The sequence below is a fragment of the Spiroplasma endosymbiont of Halictus nicosiae genome, assembly GCF_978018445.1.
This window is the reverse complement of the sequence record NZ_OZ389573.1, coordinates 155880-173024: the sequence shown is the minus strand read 5'-3', so window position 1 is coordinate 173024 and position 17145 is coordinate 155880. Positions and strand designations below refer to the sequence as shown.

The following is a 17145-nucleotide window of genomic DNA, read 5'->3' as shown; positions in this document are numbered from 1 at the left end:
GTACTTTTTCGTTTGATAGATATGCCAATTGGAACATCTAAAACAGCCCTTATTTATGCTGTTAAAAAAATCCAACTAGATTGTCAATCCAACAACAAAAAAAATTTTGGTTTACAGTTATTAGAATTTTTAGGAATTCAAGTTTTAGCTCTTGGTTTATCAGTTTTAACTGGTGGTATTGCTTCGGCTGTTGGTCTTGGTGCGGGATTATCTAATTTTTCCGCAGCATTTATCTCGTTTGGAGTAGAAACAGCAACCGATTTTGCCGTAAATCAAATATATGATAAATTAACATCAGAAGTAACAGCAAAAAGTACCGCCTTAAATTTGTTACCAGCAATTGGTGGAATTGGTAAATTAACGCGTGCTGTTCGAACAACTAGAATTTTAAAATTAGCAAAAGAAACTAAACTACTTGAAAAATTAGGTGTAATAACTGCTAATAATTTAGAAGATGTTGCAAAACAAGTTACAGGTAAAAAGATTTTATCTTCTAAATTAATATTTGATTTTACAAAGCAGGCTAATAATGAAACTTTATTATATACAATTGGAAAATTAGTCCGAAATGATTTTTATAAAGGTTTTAAAGTTTCTAATTTAGAAACAATTAATAATTTATTAAAAATTGAGAAAAATATTCAAAAAATAAGTCCTAAATTAGTTCAAAAAATACCACGCGTGAATGAAAAAAATGCTAATAAATGATTGTCTGAATATGGATTAAATATTGATAAAATAAGTAAAATTAATACTAATGAATTATATAACATTATGACTAATCTTCATAAAAAAGGTGTTGGTAAAAATCTACTATTAAATGCTAATTTAATGAGGAACAGTAAAATATATAATAATAAATTATTAAATATTTTTCATCAAACACCAATTAAATTAAATAAAATTTTAAATCATTTAAACCCAAATTTTTATATTCAAAAAGTAACTAAAAAATTATTAGCCCCAATTGAAAAAAATAATTACTATTAAACAAAAAGTAATTAGTAAAATTACTGATAAAACTAAAAAAATATTATCTGAATTTGAAACTAAGGCTATTAAAAAAGGTCAATTATTACCTTTTGCTTATGGTTCTGATGTTTTTTTAGCAGTTAAAATTGTTCCTTTATCAATTGCGGGTGAAGTTGCTTTAACAATATATTATAAAAATCCTAAATATGTCCCTATTGTGATTATGACAACTTTAATCAAAGCAGAACAGTTTGTTTTGGCTCCTGAACCGTTTAAATTCTATATGAACAGTGAGTGGTTTATTGGTTGGGGATTTAAAAAAACAAGTTTGTTTAATTTAGTTTCTTTTGCCCCACTTGCTTATCAGCAAGTAGTAAAAGATAGTTTTAAAATATATCGGACAATTGCTAAGATATTAAAAATGCAAGAACAATTTAAAAATAACTTTAATAAAGATAAATTGTTAAATACGCTAGAAGATAGTGCAATTACTAGTTTATTGGGTAATGGACTAGTATTTCAAGCATATAAACAACTCAGAACAAAACAAGATTTAAACAAAAAAATTAAAACAAAAACATTACTAAATAGTAAAAAAATTATATTAAAGAAAATATATTCTAAAAAAAGTAAATGATAAGGAGATGATTAAATGTTAAATGAATTATGACAAAATGTTACTTTGGAAAATTATGTAGAAACCACATACATTTTGTATTTTTGTGGTATTTACATTTTTACAAAATAAATTTTATTAATATTTTAAATAAGGAGTTGAAATTATGCAAACAAAACATTATTTTATTTTGCGGTCGTTAGTGAAAAAGTATGGAAAAGATAATGTTATTAATACTGTCAATAAGATTGCAAATGATATTGAAATTAAAAAGTAAAAGAATAAATTATTTTGCGTAATTTATTAGCGGATAATTTATTCAATAATGTTTTTTAAGTGGAGCAAAGCGACAACGAGTGGAGCGAGTTTGCAAATTTCAATTTTTTAATTTATTGAAAGGAGTTATATCATGCCAGTATGATTAACATGAATATTTAGTATTTTGATTTTGTTAGGTATTTTTGCGTGAATTGGTTTATCAATTTATCAAAAAGTTAGACAAATTCAAGGTAAGAAAAAAGAAAAAAAGAACTTGAAAAAAAGGAGGATAGAAAATAATGAATTTTTTAGCAGATGCAGTTACTTTTGGGACTGGAATGAATTCTATTTTAACTGGGTTAGGTAATGCAATGGGTAAAGTAAAAGATGCTGTATATGGTATTTTACCGCAGTTAATGACCTTTTTAGGTGATGCGTGAATTATTTTAATTCCATTTGGATTATTTATTATTATTAAGATATTAAACTTTTTCCGTCATATGGTTAAAGGATTTTAATAGAATATAACACTATATTTTAAATTATTTTAAACAAAATTAAGGCACACTAGTTTATTTATTTTTTATTAATTTATTTTATATAACTATTACTTTAAAACTTAATAGTATTTTTCAGTGTGCCATTTTTTACTATTTTATATATTTAACATTGTTAATAACATTGTTTATTAAACATTAAATAAGCAATATATTTGCATTATGTATAACATTGTTAATAATCAATGTTTTTATCAATAAATAAACAATATATAAACATTAAATATAACATTGTTTATTAAACAAACATTTAGTTAGGAGATGATAAGTAATGATTAATTATTTTGAATATAAATGTAAAACTTGTTTTAATGATATGAAAAGATTACGATTTGATGAATTTTATTGTTTAAATTGTTATAAAGGAGTTGAAAAAATTGAGTAGTTTTGTTAAGAAAAATCAAAATATAGAAAATTATTTTATTAGCAAGGAACTTATTCCTTTTGAAACAGATAAAGAAAGTTTTATAAATTTACCTAATCATAATCGCCATATTGGTTTTTGATTGAGTAATAAATTTATTTATTCGACTCAAAAACATTCTGAGCAAGTAGCAATCAGTTTAATTTATGATAATTCTTATCGTATTGTAAAATATGATGAAAATTTAAAACAACACGATTGAAAATTTTTAACTGGAACAGAAATAATTGATTTGTATAGTCAATATAAACATAACTATTTTACGCTTATGCATAAAGCATTATTTCAAAATGAACCTAAAAAAGTAAAAACAAATAACAGCAATAATTTAATAAATTGAAATGACTAAAAAGTAGAACAATTAATTCGCGATTTGGAAAAATTAGATAATGAGTTTATATAATTATTGAGTTCAATTTGTTAGTTATATAATTGGTTCAAATGCACCTGAGTTTTTATATGTTATATCGTTTGTGTTATTTATCATTTTATTTTTTGGAATGTTTTTTAAACTTATTCAGAAAATGTGGAGTTTTTAAAGATGCAAAATGATTGAGAAAAATTAAAAGAGTTTTTTATTCATGTCTTTTTATTTATAAATAAAACAAATGTTGAAAGTATTACAATGTGGAATTTAACACAAAATGAATATTTAACTTTGATGATTGGTGTTTGAATTGTAATTTTGTTTTTAACTTGGTTTTTATTCTGAATGATTTTTAAAATAGTTGGGTATTTTAAATAATGAAAAAGTTTGTATTTTTTTAAAAAAATTATTGTTATATTAGCGGTTCAATGATTTTGTTTAGTTTAATTGATTTATTACTTTGAATAATTTCTTTAAATTTTACTGGTTTAGTATTTCGATTATTATTTCTTTTACAATGTGTATATTTTATTTGGTGAGTTTGAAAAAATGTTTTTTATCAGTTAAATGTCTTTCGTTTAGTTTACTTTATTTGAGATAATCCATTATCCGTAATTATTGGAAAATTAGGAACTGGTAAAACATTGCTTTTAACTTTTCTATCACAAGTTATGAAACTTTTAACGAATAATATTATTCCTATTTTATTGAAAAAACCCGTTAAGTTAAAATTAGATAATATTTTTAATCGTAGTTTTGTTATGCGAATTGGTATTTTTCAAGATATTACAGATTATGAAATTTGAAAAACAAAATCAGTAGAACGAATAGCAGAAGGTAAAAAAGCAAAACATAAGTCGGATTTTGGATTAGGAATTCGGTTTTTTAAGATAATTATTTCGCTTGAATTTGCCAATAAATATGATAGTCATTGATTATCATTTGTCCGTTATTTAAAAAATGATGAAGTTATTAATAAAAAAGAATACTTTTGAAAAGATATATCAAAATTAAATAATAAACAACGCTTAGAATTGTTTGATATTGATATTTTGAAAGAAAATTTAAAAGCAAAAAAAGGAAAAGGAAAAATAAAAAATGAGTAATTTATTAAGTGAAAGCGTTAATAACGATAATTGAAATAAGATTTTTAGTTTTATTTTTGATACTTTTTTTTTTTTTTTGATGTGATTTGAAATACTAAATTACCAATGACAAATATAACAATTTCTTATTTTTTAATCTTTTTTATGGTTATTAAATTATCTATTTATGCAATTCACGGAACATCAACTAATTATAACAATTTAGGTTTAATGGTTAAAAGTGGTGTTATCAATAATTCTAAACTATACGGCGCTACTGTTCGGGGTGTTTCTAATACTAAACAAGGTTTACAAAAACATATTAAAGAACGAAAACAATTTAAAGTTAGTCGCAATAAACAACAATTATCAAGTTTAGCAAAACAAGCAAAAACAAGAGAACAAGGATTTAAAAGAATTCATAGCACTAAAAGAATAAAAAAATAAGTAAGGAGTTGATTTTATATGATTAAGTTAGTTTTATTAGTAGCGGCAATTACTATATTTGGTACTGGTTTTATTACAATTATTATTAATCAGTTGACATCAGCAAAAAATATTATTATGGATTTATATAATTCTGATACTTGGTTGTTATCTATTTTTGGTAAAATGGCGATTTTATTTAGTCATCCGTTAATGTTAACAATATCAAGTTTATATATTATTGGTTTTATTATTTCAAAAACATTGTATAGTTAGGAGTTGAATTTATGAAAAGTAATGTAGAAAATAAAAAAGAAAAGAAACAAAATGGTTTGTTTATTTCTTGGGTTGATTTAATTTTATATCTTATTATAAGTTTTTCGTTAACGCTTGTATGTATATTAGATACAGTTTCAACGATTGAAGAATTAAAAGAAAAATATAGTGGTATAAATGGTTATATATTTTATGGTTTATGATTTGATATATTGTGATATATCTTAATAATTCATTATTTTTATGGTTATTTATTTAATGAAATTATTAAATTAATAAAAGAAAATCGTAAAAATAAGTTGGTAGATAATAATGCGTAAGTTTTTAGTATTATTTTCTTTTGTACCAATTTTATTGATTTCTTTTTTCTCGTTAGGGGCAATGACATTACAACAAAACCATCAATCACAACAAACAGAAGAAAAAGCAAGAATAAAGCGGATTTTAGAAACGGGCATTAATGAAACTGATTTTATTAATACGATGTTTTTACGCAGTACTTTTTTGAAAATTGAAGTGATACCAATTATTTTATTAATCCTACTTTAAAAACATCAAAATCATTAACTTATAACCATAAATGATATTTAGATTTTTTAAAGGATAGTTATTCAACTGGTGTTTCTTACGATAAACCTAGTGATAAATTTATGGATTTATATAAAAATTGAAATACTTATTCTAAACAGTATAATATTGATAAGTTCTATGATGTTGATAAAAAACAATTTTTAAAAGAATTAACAAATTTTGTTTATTCTTTTACAATTAAATATAATTTAAGACAAATGTTAAATAAATTAAAAATAAATATCAATGATTTACAATCAGTTAATTTAATTGTAGATAATTGAAAATTAATTACTGATAAATATATTCCACGAGATACTGGATGATACATTATTTCTTATAAATGATTTGGAGAATTTAATATTATTAAAGTAAATAGTTTAGAAAAATACGGAAATAATATTAATAAGATTATAGGTAGTTCATTTAATAATTATGAAAATATTAATATTTATAAGTGAAATTTAGATAATGAACCTATGGGCTTTCAATTACCTAAAATTAACATAAACACTGGTGAAATTAAAGATTGAAGTGTTGAAAATCAGAATAAAGTTAAAGATTTTTTAAATAATTATTTAGATGTTATTATCCAAGAAAATATTAGGGTTCAGCAAGGGGGCAGTCCTAACTATGAAATTTCTAGTGTTGGAACACAACGAATAATTTTTGATTTTGAAATTGTTGATAATATGGAAAAATCTGTTAAAGGTAATATTTTAACTAAAAAATCAATTTATCGGATCATTTTAACAATTGATAAAGATAATATTATTGCTGGTAGTTTAGAATTAACCCATCAAAAGCAATATTGAAATGGTACTAATTATAATGATTATCGGTATACTGATGATTTAGGTTTTCTGTTTACATTTATGAAAGATAAAGAAAATATCTTTAATTTTAGTGCTGAAACATATAGTTATTATCAGGGTAATACTCCTAATACTGGTAAAGAGATTTTTGAACAGATGAAAGGTCAAATTGATATTAATAAATTTTTAAAAGAATTTTTTTCTCATGCTTTAGTTCCAGTATTTCAAAATCGTAGTAATTTTATTGAAAGTGGATATATTGATAATTTACAATATGATACGGTTTTAATTAATTTTTTTGGTTTAAAATTAGAAAATTTTAAAGATGTTATTTTAGATCAAAATGGAAAATCAATAAAATATTTTGATGACTACAATAACTATATTTATAAATTTGAAAATAATAAAAAAGTTTTAAAAACCGAAAAAGAGAAAAAAGAATTTGAAGAACAAAAGAAAAAGTTTTTAGTTTCTTATGATAAATTTAAAGAATTATTAAATAGTATGTTTGTTATATCTAAAAATTTTTATAAGGATTATTTACGAACAATTTTTGATTTAAATAATAATACTTATACACAAGGATATAACAAAAAATATGGTTTGTTAGCCAATAATGGTTTTAAAATTTATCCACGATATTTTTATTTTTCTGATAAATATAAATTATTAGATTTTAAGATGTATTCTGCTTATAAAAATCGGTTTTATAATACAAATTATGTAGATGTATTTAATTATGATTTTTCAGTCTCAAATGATTATAATATTAATCAAAATGAGGGTTATGTTTTTGAAAGCATTTTAAAAAACAAGTATGGTTTAAAATATAAGAAAATGGAAGAACAAAAAATCGGATATAATGTCTTTGAATTACAAGCACAAAAAGAAAATGATATTTATTGATATTATGACTTTAATTTTGGTATTTATAACTGACAAGAAATAAATAATGGTGGATTATTTCCCGATAGTCAATGATGACAAGCACAATATGAAAGTTGTAGTTGATATAATTTAGCATGTCATATCAGAAATGCGGCAATTTGAATTGTGAATAATATTCCTGGTATAAAACAAGTAAACGAACTAGCGAGTGGTGTTGGTAAAATTTTTCAAACAATATATAGTTTTTTCAGTCAAACATTCGAAGTATGAAAATTTAGTCCTGCATTATATAATACAATAACTAATTTATTCTTATTAATTATTTTTATTAAATTTGTGTGATTAATATAAAAAGGAACTATTTTTAAGTTCTTTTTTAATCTTTTCAATCAGTAATTTCACCAGTGTTTATGTTAATTTTAGGTAATTGAAAGCCCATAGGTTCATTATCTAAATTTCACTTATAAATATTAATATTTTCATAATTATTAAATGAACTACCTATAATCTTATTAATGTCATTTCCGTATTTTTCTAAACTATTTACTTTAATAATATTAAATTCTCCAAATCATTTATAAGAAATAATGTATCATCCAGTATCTCATGGAATATATTTATCAGTAAATAATTTTCAATTACTTTTAACTGGCGGTTGTTGTGGTTCTGTTGTAGGTTCAGATTTATTATCCTCACCGTTTTCACTATTATTTGGTTTTTGACAACTAATTAATGATATTGTACTTGTTGCTGTTAATCCTATTGTTCCTAAAATGCTAAGTCATTTTTTCATTTTTTATTCCTCCTCAATTATAAAATAACTGCCAATTGTATTTGTAACAATTTTTCAACCATGGTTAGGATTAGATAAAAAATGATTATTTATTTCTTTAAAATGATTGTAAAGAATAAAGTGGAGTCATTTCCAGAGCTTCTCCTGTTCCGGTTGGAACAGAAACGCGAGTAGAAGATAAACTATTATTAATATAATTAGCAGTTGTTGATAAACTTTTCATTGGTGATATTCCGGTCATTTTTGAAATTCCTAAAATTCCCATACCAGAAATTCCGATAGAAGTAAGCCCCAAACCAACATCTCTTAATTTATCTTTAAATGCTTTTTGTTCATTTTTGGGTAATGATTGATAATTTTGATTGATTTCATTTAATTTTTGTTGTTTTTCTTCTTTTGAAAGAGCGTTATATTTATTTATTGCATTATATTAACTATAATTATTTTTATTTAATATAAAATTAATCATAACAGCACCTTCATATTTTGAATTTGAAGTTGGAATTATTGAAGCTCAATTATCAATAACAGTTCCTATTTCTATACTATTTTTTTCAACATTACTATTTAATTTTAATATTTTATTTAAAATAGTTTCTGTTTGATTATTCTGCAATTCTCCTAAATATGTATTTATTAAAACATTATATAAATTTGTTTTTTTATTTATTGATTTATAACCCCCTGAACTTGGTTTTTGTGGTTCTAATTTATTATCCTCACCGTTTTCACTATTATTTGGTTTTTGACAACTAATTAATGATATTGTACTTGTTGCTGTTAATTCAATTGCTCCTAAAATACTTAATAACTTTTTCATATATTTATTCCTTTCTGTAAAATGTTATAACCACTTTAATTATACATACATTAACGAAAGGAAATAATAAAATGTTTAATTTTAATAAATTTAGTGCAAATATTTATGAAAATGCTTTAAATCAGTTAAAAGAAAAGATAGAAAGAATTGATAATATAATTTTTAAAAAACGAGATAAAATAAAATATTTTGTAAAAGAAATAAAAACTAGAAAAATTAAAACAGAATTTGGAATATTAATTTATAAGAGAAGAATTTACAAATATCTTTATAAGGGTAAGTTAAAATATGTTCCTATTGTTGATAAACAATTTGGAGTTGAAAAATGACAAAGAATAATTAATGATTTAAAATTAAAAATAATTGCTGAAATAGTAAAAAATAAAAGATATAGTGATATATTAGATATCTTTAATTGTAAATTGCATTTTTCATCTGTTTCGCGTATTTTACGAAAAGCATTAATAAAAAGAAAAGATAAAAAAATAGATTTAAAAAATTGAAAAAATTTATATATCAATTTGGATGATGCACGTGTAATTTTAAAAAATAAAAATAATAAATCTTATTTGCAAACTGTTAGAATAATTTCATTTAATACTGGAAAAGAAAATAATAAATCTTTAAATAAAAAATATTGTTATTTTTTTCTTAATAAGAAAACTCGAGGAGCAGAATTTAATGCTTTATTTATTAAAAAACAAATTCAAAAATTTTTTAAAAATTATGAAAATAATAAATTAATTATTTGTGGGGATAATGCTAAATGAATTAAAAAAACTGCTAAAATTTTAGATGGTATGTTTATATTTGATAGATTTCATGCAATAAGAGAATTAAAGAATAATATATATTGTGGTAATCGTAGTAAAGAATCCTTTAAAAATTATTTACACGCAAAGGAATTATTTTTACAAGGAAAATACAACGAATTTATAACTTTTTTAAAATCATTACAGAATGAAAGAATTAAATTAAGATATTTTATTAATTTAAAAAATTGTATTTTAAATCAAAATAAAAAGTGAAATATTGGCGTATCTGCTGAAAGTGATGTTTCAAGAGTTGCAAAATCTTGTTTGGGATATGGGAATAAAACATTTTTATTTTCAACATTTAAAAATATTTTGGATTTAAAAATTATGAGATTTAATTTTAGTTAATTTAAAATAATTTAATTTTAGTTTTTAAACTATTTTTTAGTATTTTAAAATATGAAATTATTTTTTTGTATTTTTTTTTTTTTTTTTTTTATGTTATTATTTTTTTATAAAAGAAAAAAGTTTCTTGTTTTTAAATAAATTAAGTAATACTCGTTTATATGCAACACTCCCAAATATTATTCTAAATTAATTCGTAATGTTAATATTTACTTAAATGAAAACCAAGAAAAAGTTTGAAATGAATTTAATGACTTTACTTATTCACAACGAATCGAATATCTTATTAATTTTTATATAAGTCACAACAAAAGTGATAAAGATAATAATTCTAACTAACTTAACCTTGTATATATAATGTAAGAAATTAATAGAAAGAGGGTTAATTGGAATGAAAAAATTATTAAGTATAATAGGAACAATTTCATTAGTAGCAACAAGTACAACAAGTTTAATTGCTTACAATCATTTTTTTCCACAATTGACCAGTTGCTAATGTATCTGCTCCTATTTGGTCTAAAATTTTAGTATATGCTTTTGTAAATTGAGCAAATGCTGGCATTGCAACATGTACCATTAAATCGTCTTTTTTAGTACCAAACATTAAAGCATTTACTTTTTATACTAAATTAATTGAAATATCATTAATTTTATAAAATGCTTCTTGTGCTGTATCAGTATCTTTTGGAATAGGTAATTTAATAAATTAACCTGTTGCAATACATGAATCTACAACACCTTGTAAATAAATTGCATTTATATTTGAATATCAATTACGAGTAATTGTTCTCATTCACTCTCCAATTGTAGTAGTTCGTACTTTAACTAGTGATTCCATAAAACGAACAACATCAAATGTAGGAACATCATATTTAAATGTTAACATTATTGTCATGTTAAACTTTTAGCATAATCAATAATATCTTGGTCAGTTTTAGCACCATTTTTCTTAATTTCTTCTAAACGATTAGATTTAATTTCTTCTGAATTAATATTATATTCTTCTGCTATTTTGTTTATTCTTTCTTGTTTAGATAAATCTTTATATTCATCATTATTAATTAACGAAGAAATAATTTTTTTATCTTTATCTGTAAAATTTTTTAAATATAATTCATTTTCTAATAAATCACTTTTATTTTTTAATTCTTGTAATTGAGTATTAACAATTTCAAAATCTGTTTTATCAACTACATCTTCACGATTTTTAATTGATTCACGAATTTGTTTAGCCTGAGCAGATAATAATTCATCAACTGCTTTCGCTTTTTCATCATCAATTTCTAAAATTTCTTTAATTTTTTCTAAATTTGCCATTATTTTTCGCTCCTTATTTGAGTGTAGGATTAACACTTTTAACAAATTATAGGTAAGACTCTTTTTTAAAAGGAAGATTAACCTTATAAAAATATCATACCATAATTTAATTCTTTTTTACAATCATTGTGTTAATCATATCTTTATACTCTTTTTTTGTTTCATATATAAAATAGTTTCATTTATTTTAATTTGAAACTCTTTAAAATGACTAATACATAATTGCACTGGTCAATTACCTTGCATTTTTCTTACTAAATCACCATTTTTATCTTTTTTAAATCTTGCTAATACCTTTTTACAATTTGGCATTTTTTGGCCATTTTTTACTCCTTTTTGCATATTAAAATTGCTATTATTTAAACAATATGATTAAATAAAAGAGTAAAAAACTGTATTAATGTATAAAAGAACTCTCATAAGTTCTTTTTTTATTATCTATATTTTACATAAAAAAGACTTTTGCAAGTCTATATTTTTGTAATTTTCTAAAACAGGTTAAGAGTAGGAAAATTCTGCCTTTTTAGATTTACAATATTATCTTATCATCAGTAAATTTAATGTCAATAATTTACTTTTATTTTTTTTATTGTATTATGTAAATATTTTAAAAAAGGATAGGAAAAAATGAGAAAGTTTAAACATTTAAGTTTTATTGAAAGATGTAATTTAAAAGAAGCGTTAGAATCTGATATTTTTAAGAAAAAAAAGGCACTCTTAATATATCAAAAATAGCAAGATATATGGGTCGTAGTAAAAGTACTATTAAATATCACTTAAAACATTATAAACATATTAAACGATATCATCCTATGCAAGAACATAAATGATATTTAGAAAATCGTAAAAATTGTAAAAAGAAAACTACTTTAACTTTTAAACAATTATTATTATTATTAGATAAAAAATTTAATAAATTTCATTATACACCTAAACAAATATGTAAATCATATGAAATTGAATTTAATGATAAATTCCCTATGTGTTTTAAAACACTTTATAAATATATTTATTTAGGTTTATTTGGTTTAAATAAACGTAATTTGTATTTTCATAGTAAAAAAAAGATACATAAAGGGAAAAAATATAAACGTGGTAATTTAAGCAATGATTTTAAAATTATTAAACAAGCAAAACATGAAAAAGGTACTTTTGGTTGATTTCAAATGGATACTATTGTTGGTAAAGATAAGAAATCAGCATGTTTAACATTAACAGAAGAATTAACTAAATTTACCTTTTTAAAAAAATTAAAAGAAAAAAATTCAACAAAAGTATTAGAAACTTTAAAACAAATTTTTAAAAATAAACTTTTAAAAAAACATTTAAAGGGAATTATAACTGATCAAGGAAAAGAATTTTGAAATTGAAAAGATATTGAAAAACATCTTAAAACAAATGTATATTTTTGTGATAAAGGTAGTCCTACACAAAAACCAATTGTAGAAAGAATGAATAGAGATATAAGGCGAGAATTACCAAAAAAGTACTGATTTTAGAATTATTAAACAAGATAAAATAGATTGAATAATTAATACAATTAATGATAAGATAAGACCTTGTTTAAATTGAGAAACACCAACACAGTTATTTAATAAATATATTAAATAAATTTATTAAATAAAAAAACTTAATAAATTATTTTTTAGTGTGCCCAAATATACTAATTTTAAATAAATTAAAAAAATAATTTAAAAATACTTGCAAACTTATTTTTAAGTGCTATTATTTTAATTAATAAGAGTAGGAAATAACTAATTGCATTTACACTATACAAGTTTGATAATCTTTAATTATTATAATAACTTTATTTAAATAAGAACAAATTTTATTTTTAAACTCATTTAATATTAAATACATATTATTTATTGCTTCTTCTTCATTTTTGGAATTAAAAGTAATATTATTAATTATTTTCTTCTGCAAAACATTATAAATAATAATACCAGTTTTTCCAATTCCAGCAGGGTCAATTGCAATAATATATTTTAATTTATCTGGTTTATTTTTTTGTCAATTTGTAATATTTTTCATCCATCTGATGCTAAATCTAAAATATCGTTAATTTTATAATATTGCATATATGAAACAATAACACCTCACTTGTCTTTAAATAAATTTAAGTACATTTTGGCTCATTCTAAACATTACAAATCATAATGCTTTTTATGATGTGAAATACGACAATTAATAGGTTGACAATTAACTCAATCAAATGATGTTGTTATTTCATTTCAAGTTTTATTAATATATTTACTTTTATATTCTGTCATTTATTTGGTAGTCGGAAAAAAGCTTAGTTTTTATAAAAATTATAAATAAAGTAATTAAATACAAATTAAAGTAATCGCTTATTAGAATGATTTTTTTATTTGCATTATTAATCAGATAGTATCTTTAAAATTAAAAATTAACCTATTTTGCCCTACAAACTAGTTAATTTTTATAATTTCCTTTCTGTGATTTATTATATTTTTTCGGTTTAACAACTAATAATATCATTTTTAATAAAGGTACTATCTGATGAATAATGCAATACTAAAACTTAATATTTTGATGCTTAAAGATGGATAACTCATCTATAGCACGAAGCATTAAAGAAAGTGTGAAAGCGATTGGATTTACTCTCCTATTTATTTCTTTAATTCTCGGCAAGATTAATCACTTTTGAAATGTCAGAGCATGTGTTTTTTGGCTTGTTTTCATAAAAAAAGTGCTGTTAAATCGAAAAAAAACAATATCGGACACTAAAAAAACAAGAGGGTTGGAACTCCAAAAGGTTATTTTCTTTATATAAAGTTGTGTAGGGATGGATGAAGCGTAATTAATAACTGGGTAAACTGTTTTTTTTATTTCCGTATGGGGGTAAACTCTATCAAAATATCCTATCCGCCCCCGCTCACTCCCCAAAGTGAAGCAGGCGGCGAAGTAATTAAATACTAAAATAAATTACAAGAATTAATGATATGTGCTTATCCAGTAACTGCAAATAATATTAATGATAAAATTTGATCAACAAATAAAAAAATTAAGGAGTATATATAATGACAGAATATAAAAGTAAATATATTAATAAAACTTGAAATGAAATAACAACATCATTTGATTGAGTTAATTGTCAACCTATTAATTGTCGTATTTCATATCATAAAAAGCATTATGATTTGCAATGTTTAGAATGAGCCAAAATGTACTTAAATTTATTTAAAGACAAGTGAGATATTATTGCTTCTTATATGCAACATTACAAAATTAACGATATTTTAGATTTAGCATCAGATGGATGAAAAATATTACAAATTGACAAAAAAATAAACCAGATAAATTAAAATATATTATTGCAATTGACCCTGCTGGAATTGGAAAAACTGGTATTATTATTTATAATGTTTTGCAAAAGAAAATAATTAATAATATTACTTTTAATTCCAAAAATGAAGAAGAAGCAATAAATAATATGTATTTAATATTAAATGAGTTTAAAAATAAAATTTGTTCTTATTTAAAAAAAGTTATTGTAATAATTGAAGATTATCAACTTCATAAGGGTTTAAAAATAAAAAATCCATTATCTACTCCTAAATTTATTGGTGGTTTAAAAGTTTTATGCAAATATCTATTACCAGATGGTGTTAATGCAATTGCCTTTAAGTTTAGCAAAAAATATGACCCTCTTATTTTACACAAAAAAAGATCATACTCCGTTAAGAGTTGGTGCTGCTGCGTTAGGTACTGAAATGGATAATACTTTGATTATGGAAAGAGTTTTATATTTAGGTGGAGCAGTGGTTGAACCAAAAGGAATTATTAAACATATTGTTTCAAAAATTGATATTAGTAAAATTAATAAAATAGATAAACCAACTATTCATGTTGCAGACCTAACAAAAGCAACAGCAGAACAGTTAAAACCACAATTTAAAGATGTTGTTTTAAAAGCAATAAAAGCAGTAAATAGTTCTTTAACTGAAAGTGATTTTGATTACTTTATTGAAAGTGCTGGTGTTGATTGACCAATAAATATTACAAATGATACCAAGGTTTTTGTCCAAATTGAAGATAAAAACAACACTACTGGTCAAACAAATCCGATTGATGTTAAAATTAAAAATTCTTAATAGTACTAAAAAATAGTACTTTTTCGTTTGATATATATGCCAATTGGAACATCTAAAACAGCCCTTATTTATGCTGTTAAAAAAATCCAACTAGATTGTCAATCCAACAACAAAAAAAATTTTGGTTTACAGTTATTAGAATTTTTAGGAATTCAAGTTTTAGCTCTTGGTTTATCAGTTTTAACTGGTGGTATTGCTTCGGCTGTTGGTCTTGGTGCGGGATTATCTAATTTTTCCGCAGCATTTATCTCGTTTGGAGTAGAAACAGCAACCGATTTTGCCGTAAATCAAATATATGATAAATTAACATCAGAAGTAACAGCAAAAAGTACCGCCTTAAATTTGTTACCAGCAATTGGTGGAATTGGTAAATTAACGCGTGCTGTTCGAACAACTAGAATTTTAAAATTAGCAAAAGAAACTAAACTACTTGAAAAATTAGGTGTAATAACTGCTAATAATTTAGAAGATGTTGCAAAACAAGTTACAGGTAAAAAGATTTTATCTTCTAAATTAATATTTGATTTTACAAAGCAGGCTAATAATGAAACTTTATTATATACAATTGGAAAATTAGTCCGAAATGATTTTTATAAAGGTTTTAAAGTTTCTAATTTAGAAACAATTAATAATTTATTAAAAATTGAGAAAAATATTCAAAAAATAAGTCCTAAATTAGTTCAAAAAATACCACGCGTGAATGAAAAAAATGCTAATAAATGATTGTCTGAATATGGATTAAATATTGATAAAATAAGTAAAATTAATACTAATGAATTATATAACATTATGACTAATCTTCATAAAAAAGGTGTTGGTAAAAATCTACTATTAAATGCTAATTTAATGAGGAACAGTAAAATATATAATAATAAATTATTAAATATTTTTCATCAAACACCAATTAAATTAAATAAAATTTTAAATCATTTAAACCCAAATTTTTATATTCAAAAAGTAACTAAAAAATTATTAGCCCCAATTGAAAAAAATAATTACTATTAAACAAAAAGTAATTAGTAAAATTACTGATAAAACTAAAAAAATATTATCTGAATTTGAAACTAAGGCTATTAAAAAAGGTCAATTATTACCTTTTGCTTATGGTTCTGATGTTTTTTTAGCAGTTAAAATTGTTCCTTTATCAATTGCGGGTGAAGTTGCTTTAACAATATATTATAAAAATCCTAAATATGTCCCTATTGTGATTATGACAACTTTAATCAAAGCAGAACAGTTTGTTTTGGCTCCTGAACCGTTTAAATTCTATATGAACAGTGAGTGGTTTATTGGTTGGGGATTTAAAAAAACAAGTTTGTTTAATTTAGTTTCTTTTGCCCCACTTGCTTATCAGCAAGTAGTAAAAGATAGTTTTAAAATATATCGGACAATTGCTAAGATATTAAAAATGCAAGAACAATTTAAAAATAACTTTAATAAAGATAAATTGTTAAATACGCTAGAAGATAGTGTAATTACTAGTTTATTGGGTAATGGACTAGTATTTCAAGCATATAAACAACTCAGAACAAAACAAGATTTAAACAAAAAAATTAAAACAAAAACATTACTAAATAGTAAAAAATTTATATTAAAGAAAATATATTCTAAAAAAAGTAAATGATAAGGAGATGATTAAATGTTAAATGAATTATGACAAAATGTTACTTTGTAAAATTATAA

26 protein-coding genes and 3 pseudogenes are annotated in these 17145 nt (G+C 22.4%); 19 read left to right on the top strand and 10 right to left on the bottom strand.

Annotated features, from left to right (window positions below; translation table 4 throughout):
- Positions 1-21 precede the first annotated feature (21 nt).
- From ACZ91P_RS01215 to ACZ91P_RS01165, 11 genes and pseudogenes are all read left to right on the top strand, one after another.
- Entirely contained in the window at positions 22-990 is a 969-nt protein-coding gene (locus ACZ91P_RS01215) for a hypothetical protein (protein WP_465157626.1), read from the top strand.
- On the top strand, positions 968-1612 hold the full coding sequence (locus ACZ91P_RS01210; protein ID WP_465157649.1) for a hypothetical protein: 645 nt from the start codon (positions 968-970) through the stop codon (positions 1610-1612). The genes ACZ91P_RS01215 and ACZ91P_RS01210 overlap by 23 nt, the downstream gene beginning before the upstream one ends.
- Positions 1613-1997: 385 nt before the next feature.
- Positions 1998-2213, top strand: coding sequence for a hypothetical protein (locus tag ACZ91P_RS01205; protein WP_465157648.1), 216 nt, complete (start codon positions 1998-2000; stop codon positions 2211-2213).
- Complete coding sequence (locus tag ACZ91P_RS01200; RefSeq protein ID WP_465157647.1) at positions 2146-2364, top strand: hypothetical protein; 219 nt, start codon at positions 2146-2148, stop codon at positions 2362-2364. The genes ACZ91P_RS01205 and ACZ91P_RS01200 overlap by 68 nt, the downstream gene beginning before the upstream one ends.
- Before the next feature lie 416 nt (positions 2365-2780).
- Positions 2781-3176: a DUF3627 domain-containing protein gene (locus ACZ91P_RS01195; RefSeq protein WP_465157646.1), complete on the top strand. Its 396-nt coding sequence runs from the start codon at positions 2781-2783 to the stop codon at positions 3174-3176.
- Positions 3177-3368: 192 nt separating this feature from the next.
- Positions 3369-3572: a DUF2649 family protein gene (locus ACZ91P_RS01190; protein ID WP_465157645.1), complete on the top strand. Its 204-nt coding sequence runs from the start codon at positions 3369-3371 to the stop codon at positions 3570-3572.
- 50 nt (positions 3573-3622) lie between these two features.
- Positions 3623-4300: a hypothetical protein gene (locus ACZ91P_RS01185; RefSeq protein ID WP_465157644.1), complete on the top strand. Its 678-nt coding sequence runs from the start codon at positions 3623-3625 to the stop codon at positions 4298-4300.
- Positions 4293-4726 (top strand): annotated as a pseudogene (locus ACZ91P_RS01180) (hypothetical protein). The gene ACZ91P_RS01185 and the pseudogene ACZ91P_RS01180 overlap by 8 nt, the downstream one beginning before the upstream one ends.
- An 18-nt stretch (positions 4727-4744) precedes the next feature.
- Positions 4745-4981, top strand: a complete 237-nt coding sequence (locus ACZ91P_RS01175; RefSeq protein WP_465157643.1) for a hypothetical protein — start codon at positions 4745-4747, stop codon at positions 4979-4981.
- Positions 4982-4992: 11 nt separating this feature from the next.
- Entirely contained in the window at positions 4993-5301 is a 309-nt protein-coding gene (locus tag ACZ91P_RS01170; protein ID WP_465157642.1) for a hypothetical protein, read from the top strand.
- Positions 5294-7605, top strand: a pseudogene (locus ACZ91P_RS01165) (spiroplasma phage ORF1-like family protein). The gene ACZ91P_RS01170 and the pseudogene ACZ91P_RS01165 overlap by 8 nt, the downstream one beginning before the upstream one ends.
- 25 nt (positions 7606-7630) lie before the next feature.
- Here ACZ91P_RS01165 and ACZ91P_RS01160 read toward each other — a convergent pair.
- The 3 genes from ACZ91P_RS01160 to ACZ91P_RS01150 all read right to left on the bottom strand — a co-directional run bounded on the left by ACZ91P_RS01160 (position 7631) and on the right by ACZ91P_RS01150 (position 8867).
- Positions 7631-8047, bottom strand: a complete 417-nt coding sequence (locus ACZ91P_RS01160) for a lipoprotein (RefSeq protein ID WP_465157641.1) — start codon at positions 8045-8047, stop codon at positions 7631-7633.
- A 97-nt stretch (positions 8048-8144) separates the two neighbouring features.
- Entirely contained in the window at positions 8145-8342 is a 198-nt protein-coding gene (locus ACZ91P_RS01155; RefSeq protein ID WP_465157640.1) for a hypothetical protein, read from the bottom strand.
- Between the two features lie 135 nt (positions 8343-8477).
- Positions 8478-8867 carry a lipoprotein gene (locus ACZ91P_RS01150; RefSeq protein ID WP_465157639.1) on the bottom strand — a complete coding sequence of 130 codons (390 nt, stop codon included), beginning with the start codon at positions 8865-8867 and terminating at the stop codon, positions 8478-8480.
- A gap of 71 nt (positions 8868-8938) precedes the next feature.
- Between ACZ91P_RS01150 and ACZ91P_RS01145 the strand changes: the two genes are divergently transcribed.
- Positions 8939-10030 carry an Mbov_0401 family ICE element transposase-like protein gene (locus ACZ91P_RS01145; RefSeq protein WP_465157638.1) on the top strand — a complete coding sequence of 364 codons (1092 nt, stop codon included), beginning with the start codon at positions 8939-8941 and terminating at the stop codon, positions 10028-10030.
- 388 nt (positions 10031-10418) lie between these two features.
- On the top strand, positions 10419-10523 hold the full coding sequence (locus ACZ91P_RS01140) for a lipoprotein (RefSeq protein ID WP_465157637.1): 105 nt from the start codon (positions 10419-10421) through the stop codon (positions 10521-10523).
- On the opposite strand, the gene ACZ91P_RS01135 is transcribed toward ACZ91P_RS01140, so the two are convergent.
- The 4 genes from ACZ91P_RS01135 to ACZ91P_RS01120 form a co-directional block, all read right to left on the bottom strand.
- Positions 10479-10631: a hypothetical protein gene (locus ACZ91P_RS01135; protein ID WP_465157636.1), complete on the bottom strand. Its 153-nt coding sequence runs from the start codon at positions 10629-10631 to the stop codon at positions 10479-10481. The genes ACZ91P_RS01140 and ACZ91P_RS01135 overlap by 45 nt on opposite strands.
- 102 nt (positions 10632-10733) lie before the next feature.
- On the bottom strand, positions 10734-10922 hold the full coding sequence (locus ACZ91P_RS01130) for a hypothetical protein (protein ID WP_465157635.1): 189 nt from the start codon (positions 10920-10922) through the stop codon (positions 10734-10736).
- Positions 10913-11344 (bottom strand): hypothetical protein, encoded by a 432-nt coding sequence (locus tag ACZ91P_RS01125; RefSeq protein WP_465157634.1) that lies wholly within the window; start codon positions 11342-11344, stop codon positions 10913-10915. The genes ACZ91P_RS01130 and ACZ91P_RS01125 overlap by 10 nt, the downstream gene beginning before the upstream one ends.
- Before the next feature lie 117 nt (positions 11345-11461).
- Positions 11462-11686: a hypothetical protein gene (locus tag ACZ91P_RS01120; protein ID WP_465157633.1), complete on the bottom strand. Its 225-nt coding sequence runs from the start codon at positions 11684-11686 to the stop codon at positions 11462-11464.
- A gap of 285 nt (positions 11687-11971) precedes the next feature.
- Here ACZ91P_RS01120 and ACZ91P_RS01115 point away from each other — a divergent pair.
- Positions 11972-12955 (top strand): annotated as a pseudogene (locus ACZ91P_RS01115) (IS30 family transposase).
- 153 nt (positions 12956-13108) lie between these two features.
- Here the strand turns inward: ACZ91P_RS01115 and ACZ91P_RS01110 are convergent.
- From ACZ91P_RS01110 to ACZ91P_RS01100, 3 genes are read right to left on the bottom strand one after another with little or no spacing between them, the layout of a single operon-like run.
- On the bottom strand, positions 13109-13378 hold the full coding sequence (locus ACZ91P_RS01110; RefSeq protein ID WP_465157632.1) for a hypothetical protein: 270 nt from the start codon (positions 13376-13378) through the stop codon (positions 13109-13111).
- Entirely contained in the window at positions 13333-13473 is a 141-nt protein-coding gene (locus tag ACZ91P_RS01105; RefSeq protein ID WP_465157631.1) for a hypothetical protein, read from the bottom strand. The genes ACZ91P_RS01110 and ACZ91P_RS01105 overlap by 46 nt, the downstream gene beginning before the upstream one ends.
- Before the next feature lie 18 nt (positions 13474-13491).
- Complete coding sequence (locus ACZ91P_RS01100; protein WP_465157630.1) at positions 13492-13617, bottom strand: hypothetical protein; 126 nt, start codon at positions 13615-13617, stop codon at positions 13492-13494.
- A gap of 771 nt (positions 13618-14388) precedes the next feature.
- Between ACZ91P_RS01100 and ACZ91P_RS01095 the strand changes: the two genes are divergently transcribed.
- Genes ACZ91P_RS01095 through ACZ91P_RS01075 form a run of 5 tightly spaced genes read left to right on the top strand, consistent with a single transcriptional unit; the run spans position 14389 to position 17089 of the window.
- Entirely contained in the window at positions 14389-14673 is a 285-nt protein-coding gene (locus ACZ91P_RS01095; RefSeq protein WP_465157629.1) for a hypothetical protein, read from the top strand.
- Complete coding sequence (locus ACZ91P_RS01090; protein ID WP_465157628.1) at positions 14628-15089, top strand: hypothetical protein; 462 nt, start codon at positions 14628-14630, stop codon at positions 15087-15089. Before ACZ91P_RS01095 ends, ACZ91P_RS01090 begins: the two co-directional genes overlap by 46 nt.
- Positions 14980-15462, top strand: coding sequence for a hypothetical protein (locus tag ACZ91P_RS01085; RefSeq protein ID WP_465157627.1), 483 nt, complete (start codon positions 14980-14982; stop codon positions 15460-15462). The genes ACZ91P_RS01090 and ACZ91P_RS01085 overlap by 110 nt, the downstream gene beginning before the upstream one ends.
- Positions 15463-15498: 36 nt before the next feature.
- A complete protein-coding gene (locus ACZ91P_RS01080) occupies positions 15499-16467 on the top strand; it encodes a hypothetical protein (RefSeq protein WP_465157626.1) in 969 nt (322 codons plus the stop codon).
- A complete protein-coding gene (locus ACZ91P_RS01075; RefSeq protein ID WP_465157625.1) occupies positions 16445-17089 on the top strand; it encodes a hypothetical protein in 645 nt (214 codons plus the stop codon). Before ACZ91P_RS01080 ends, ACZ91P_RS01075 begins: the two co-directional genes overlap by 23 nt.
- Positions 17090-17145: the final 56 nt, after the last annotated feature.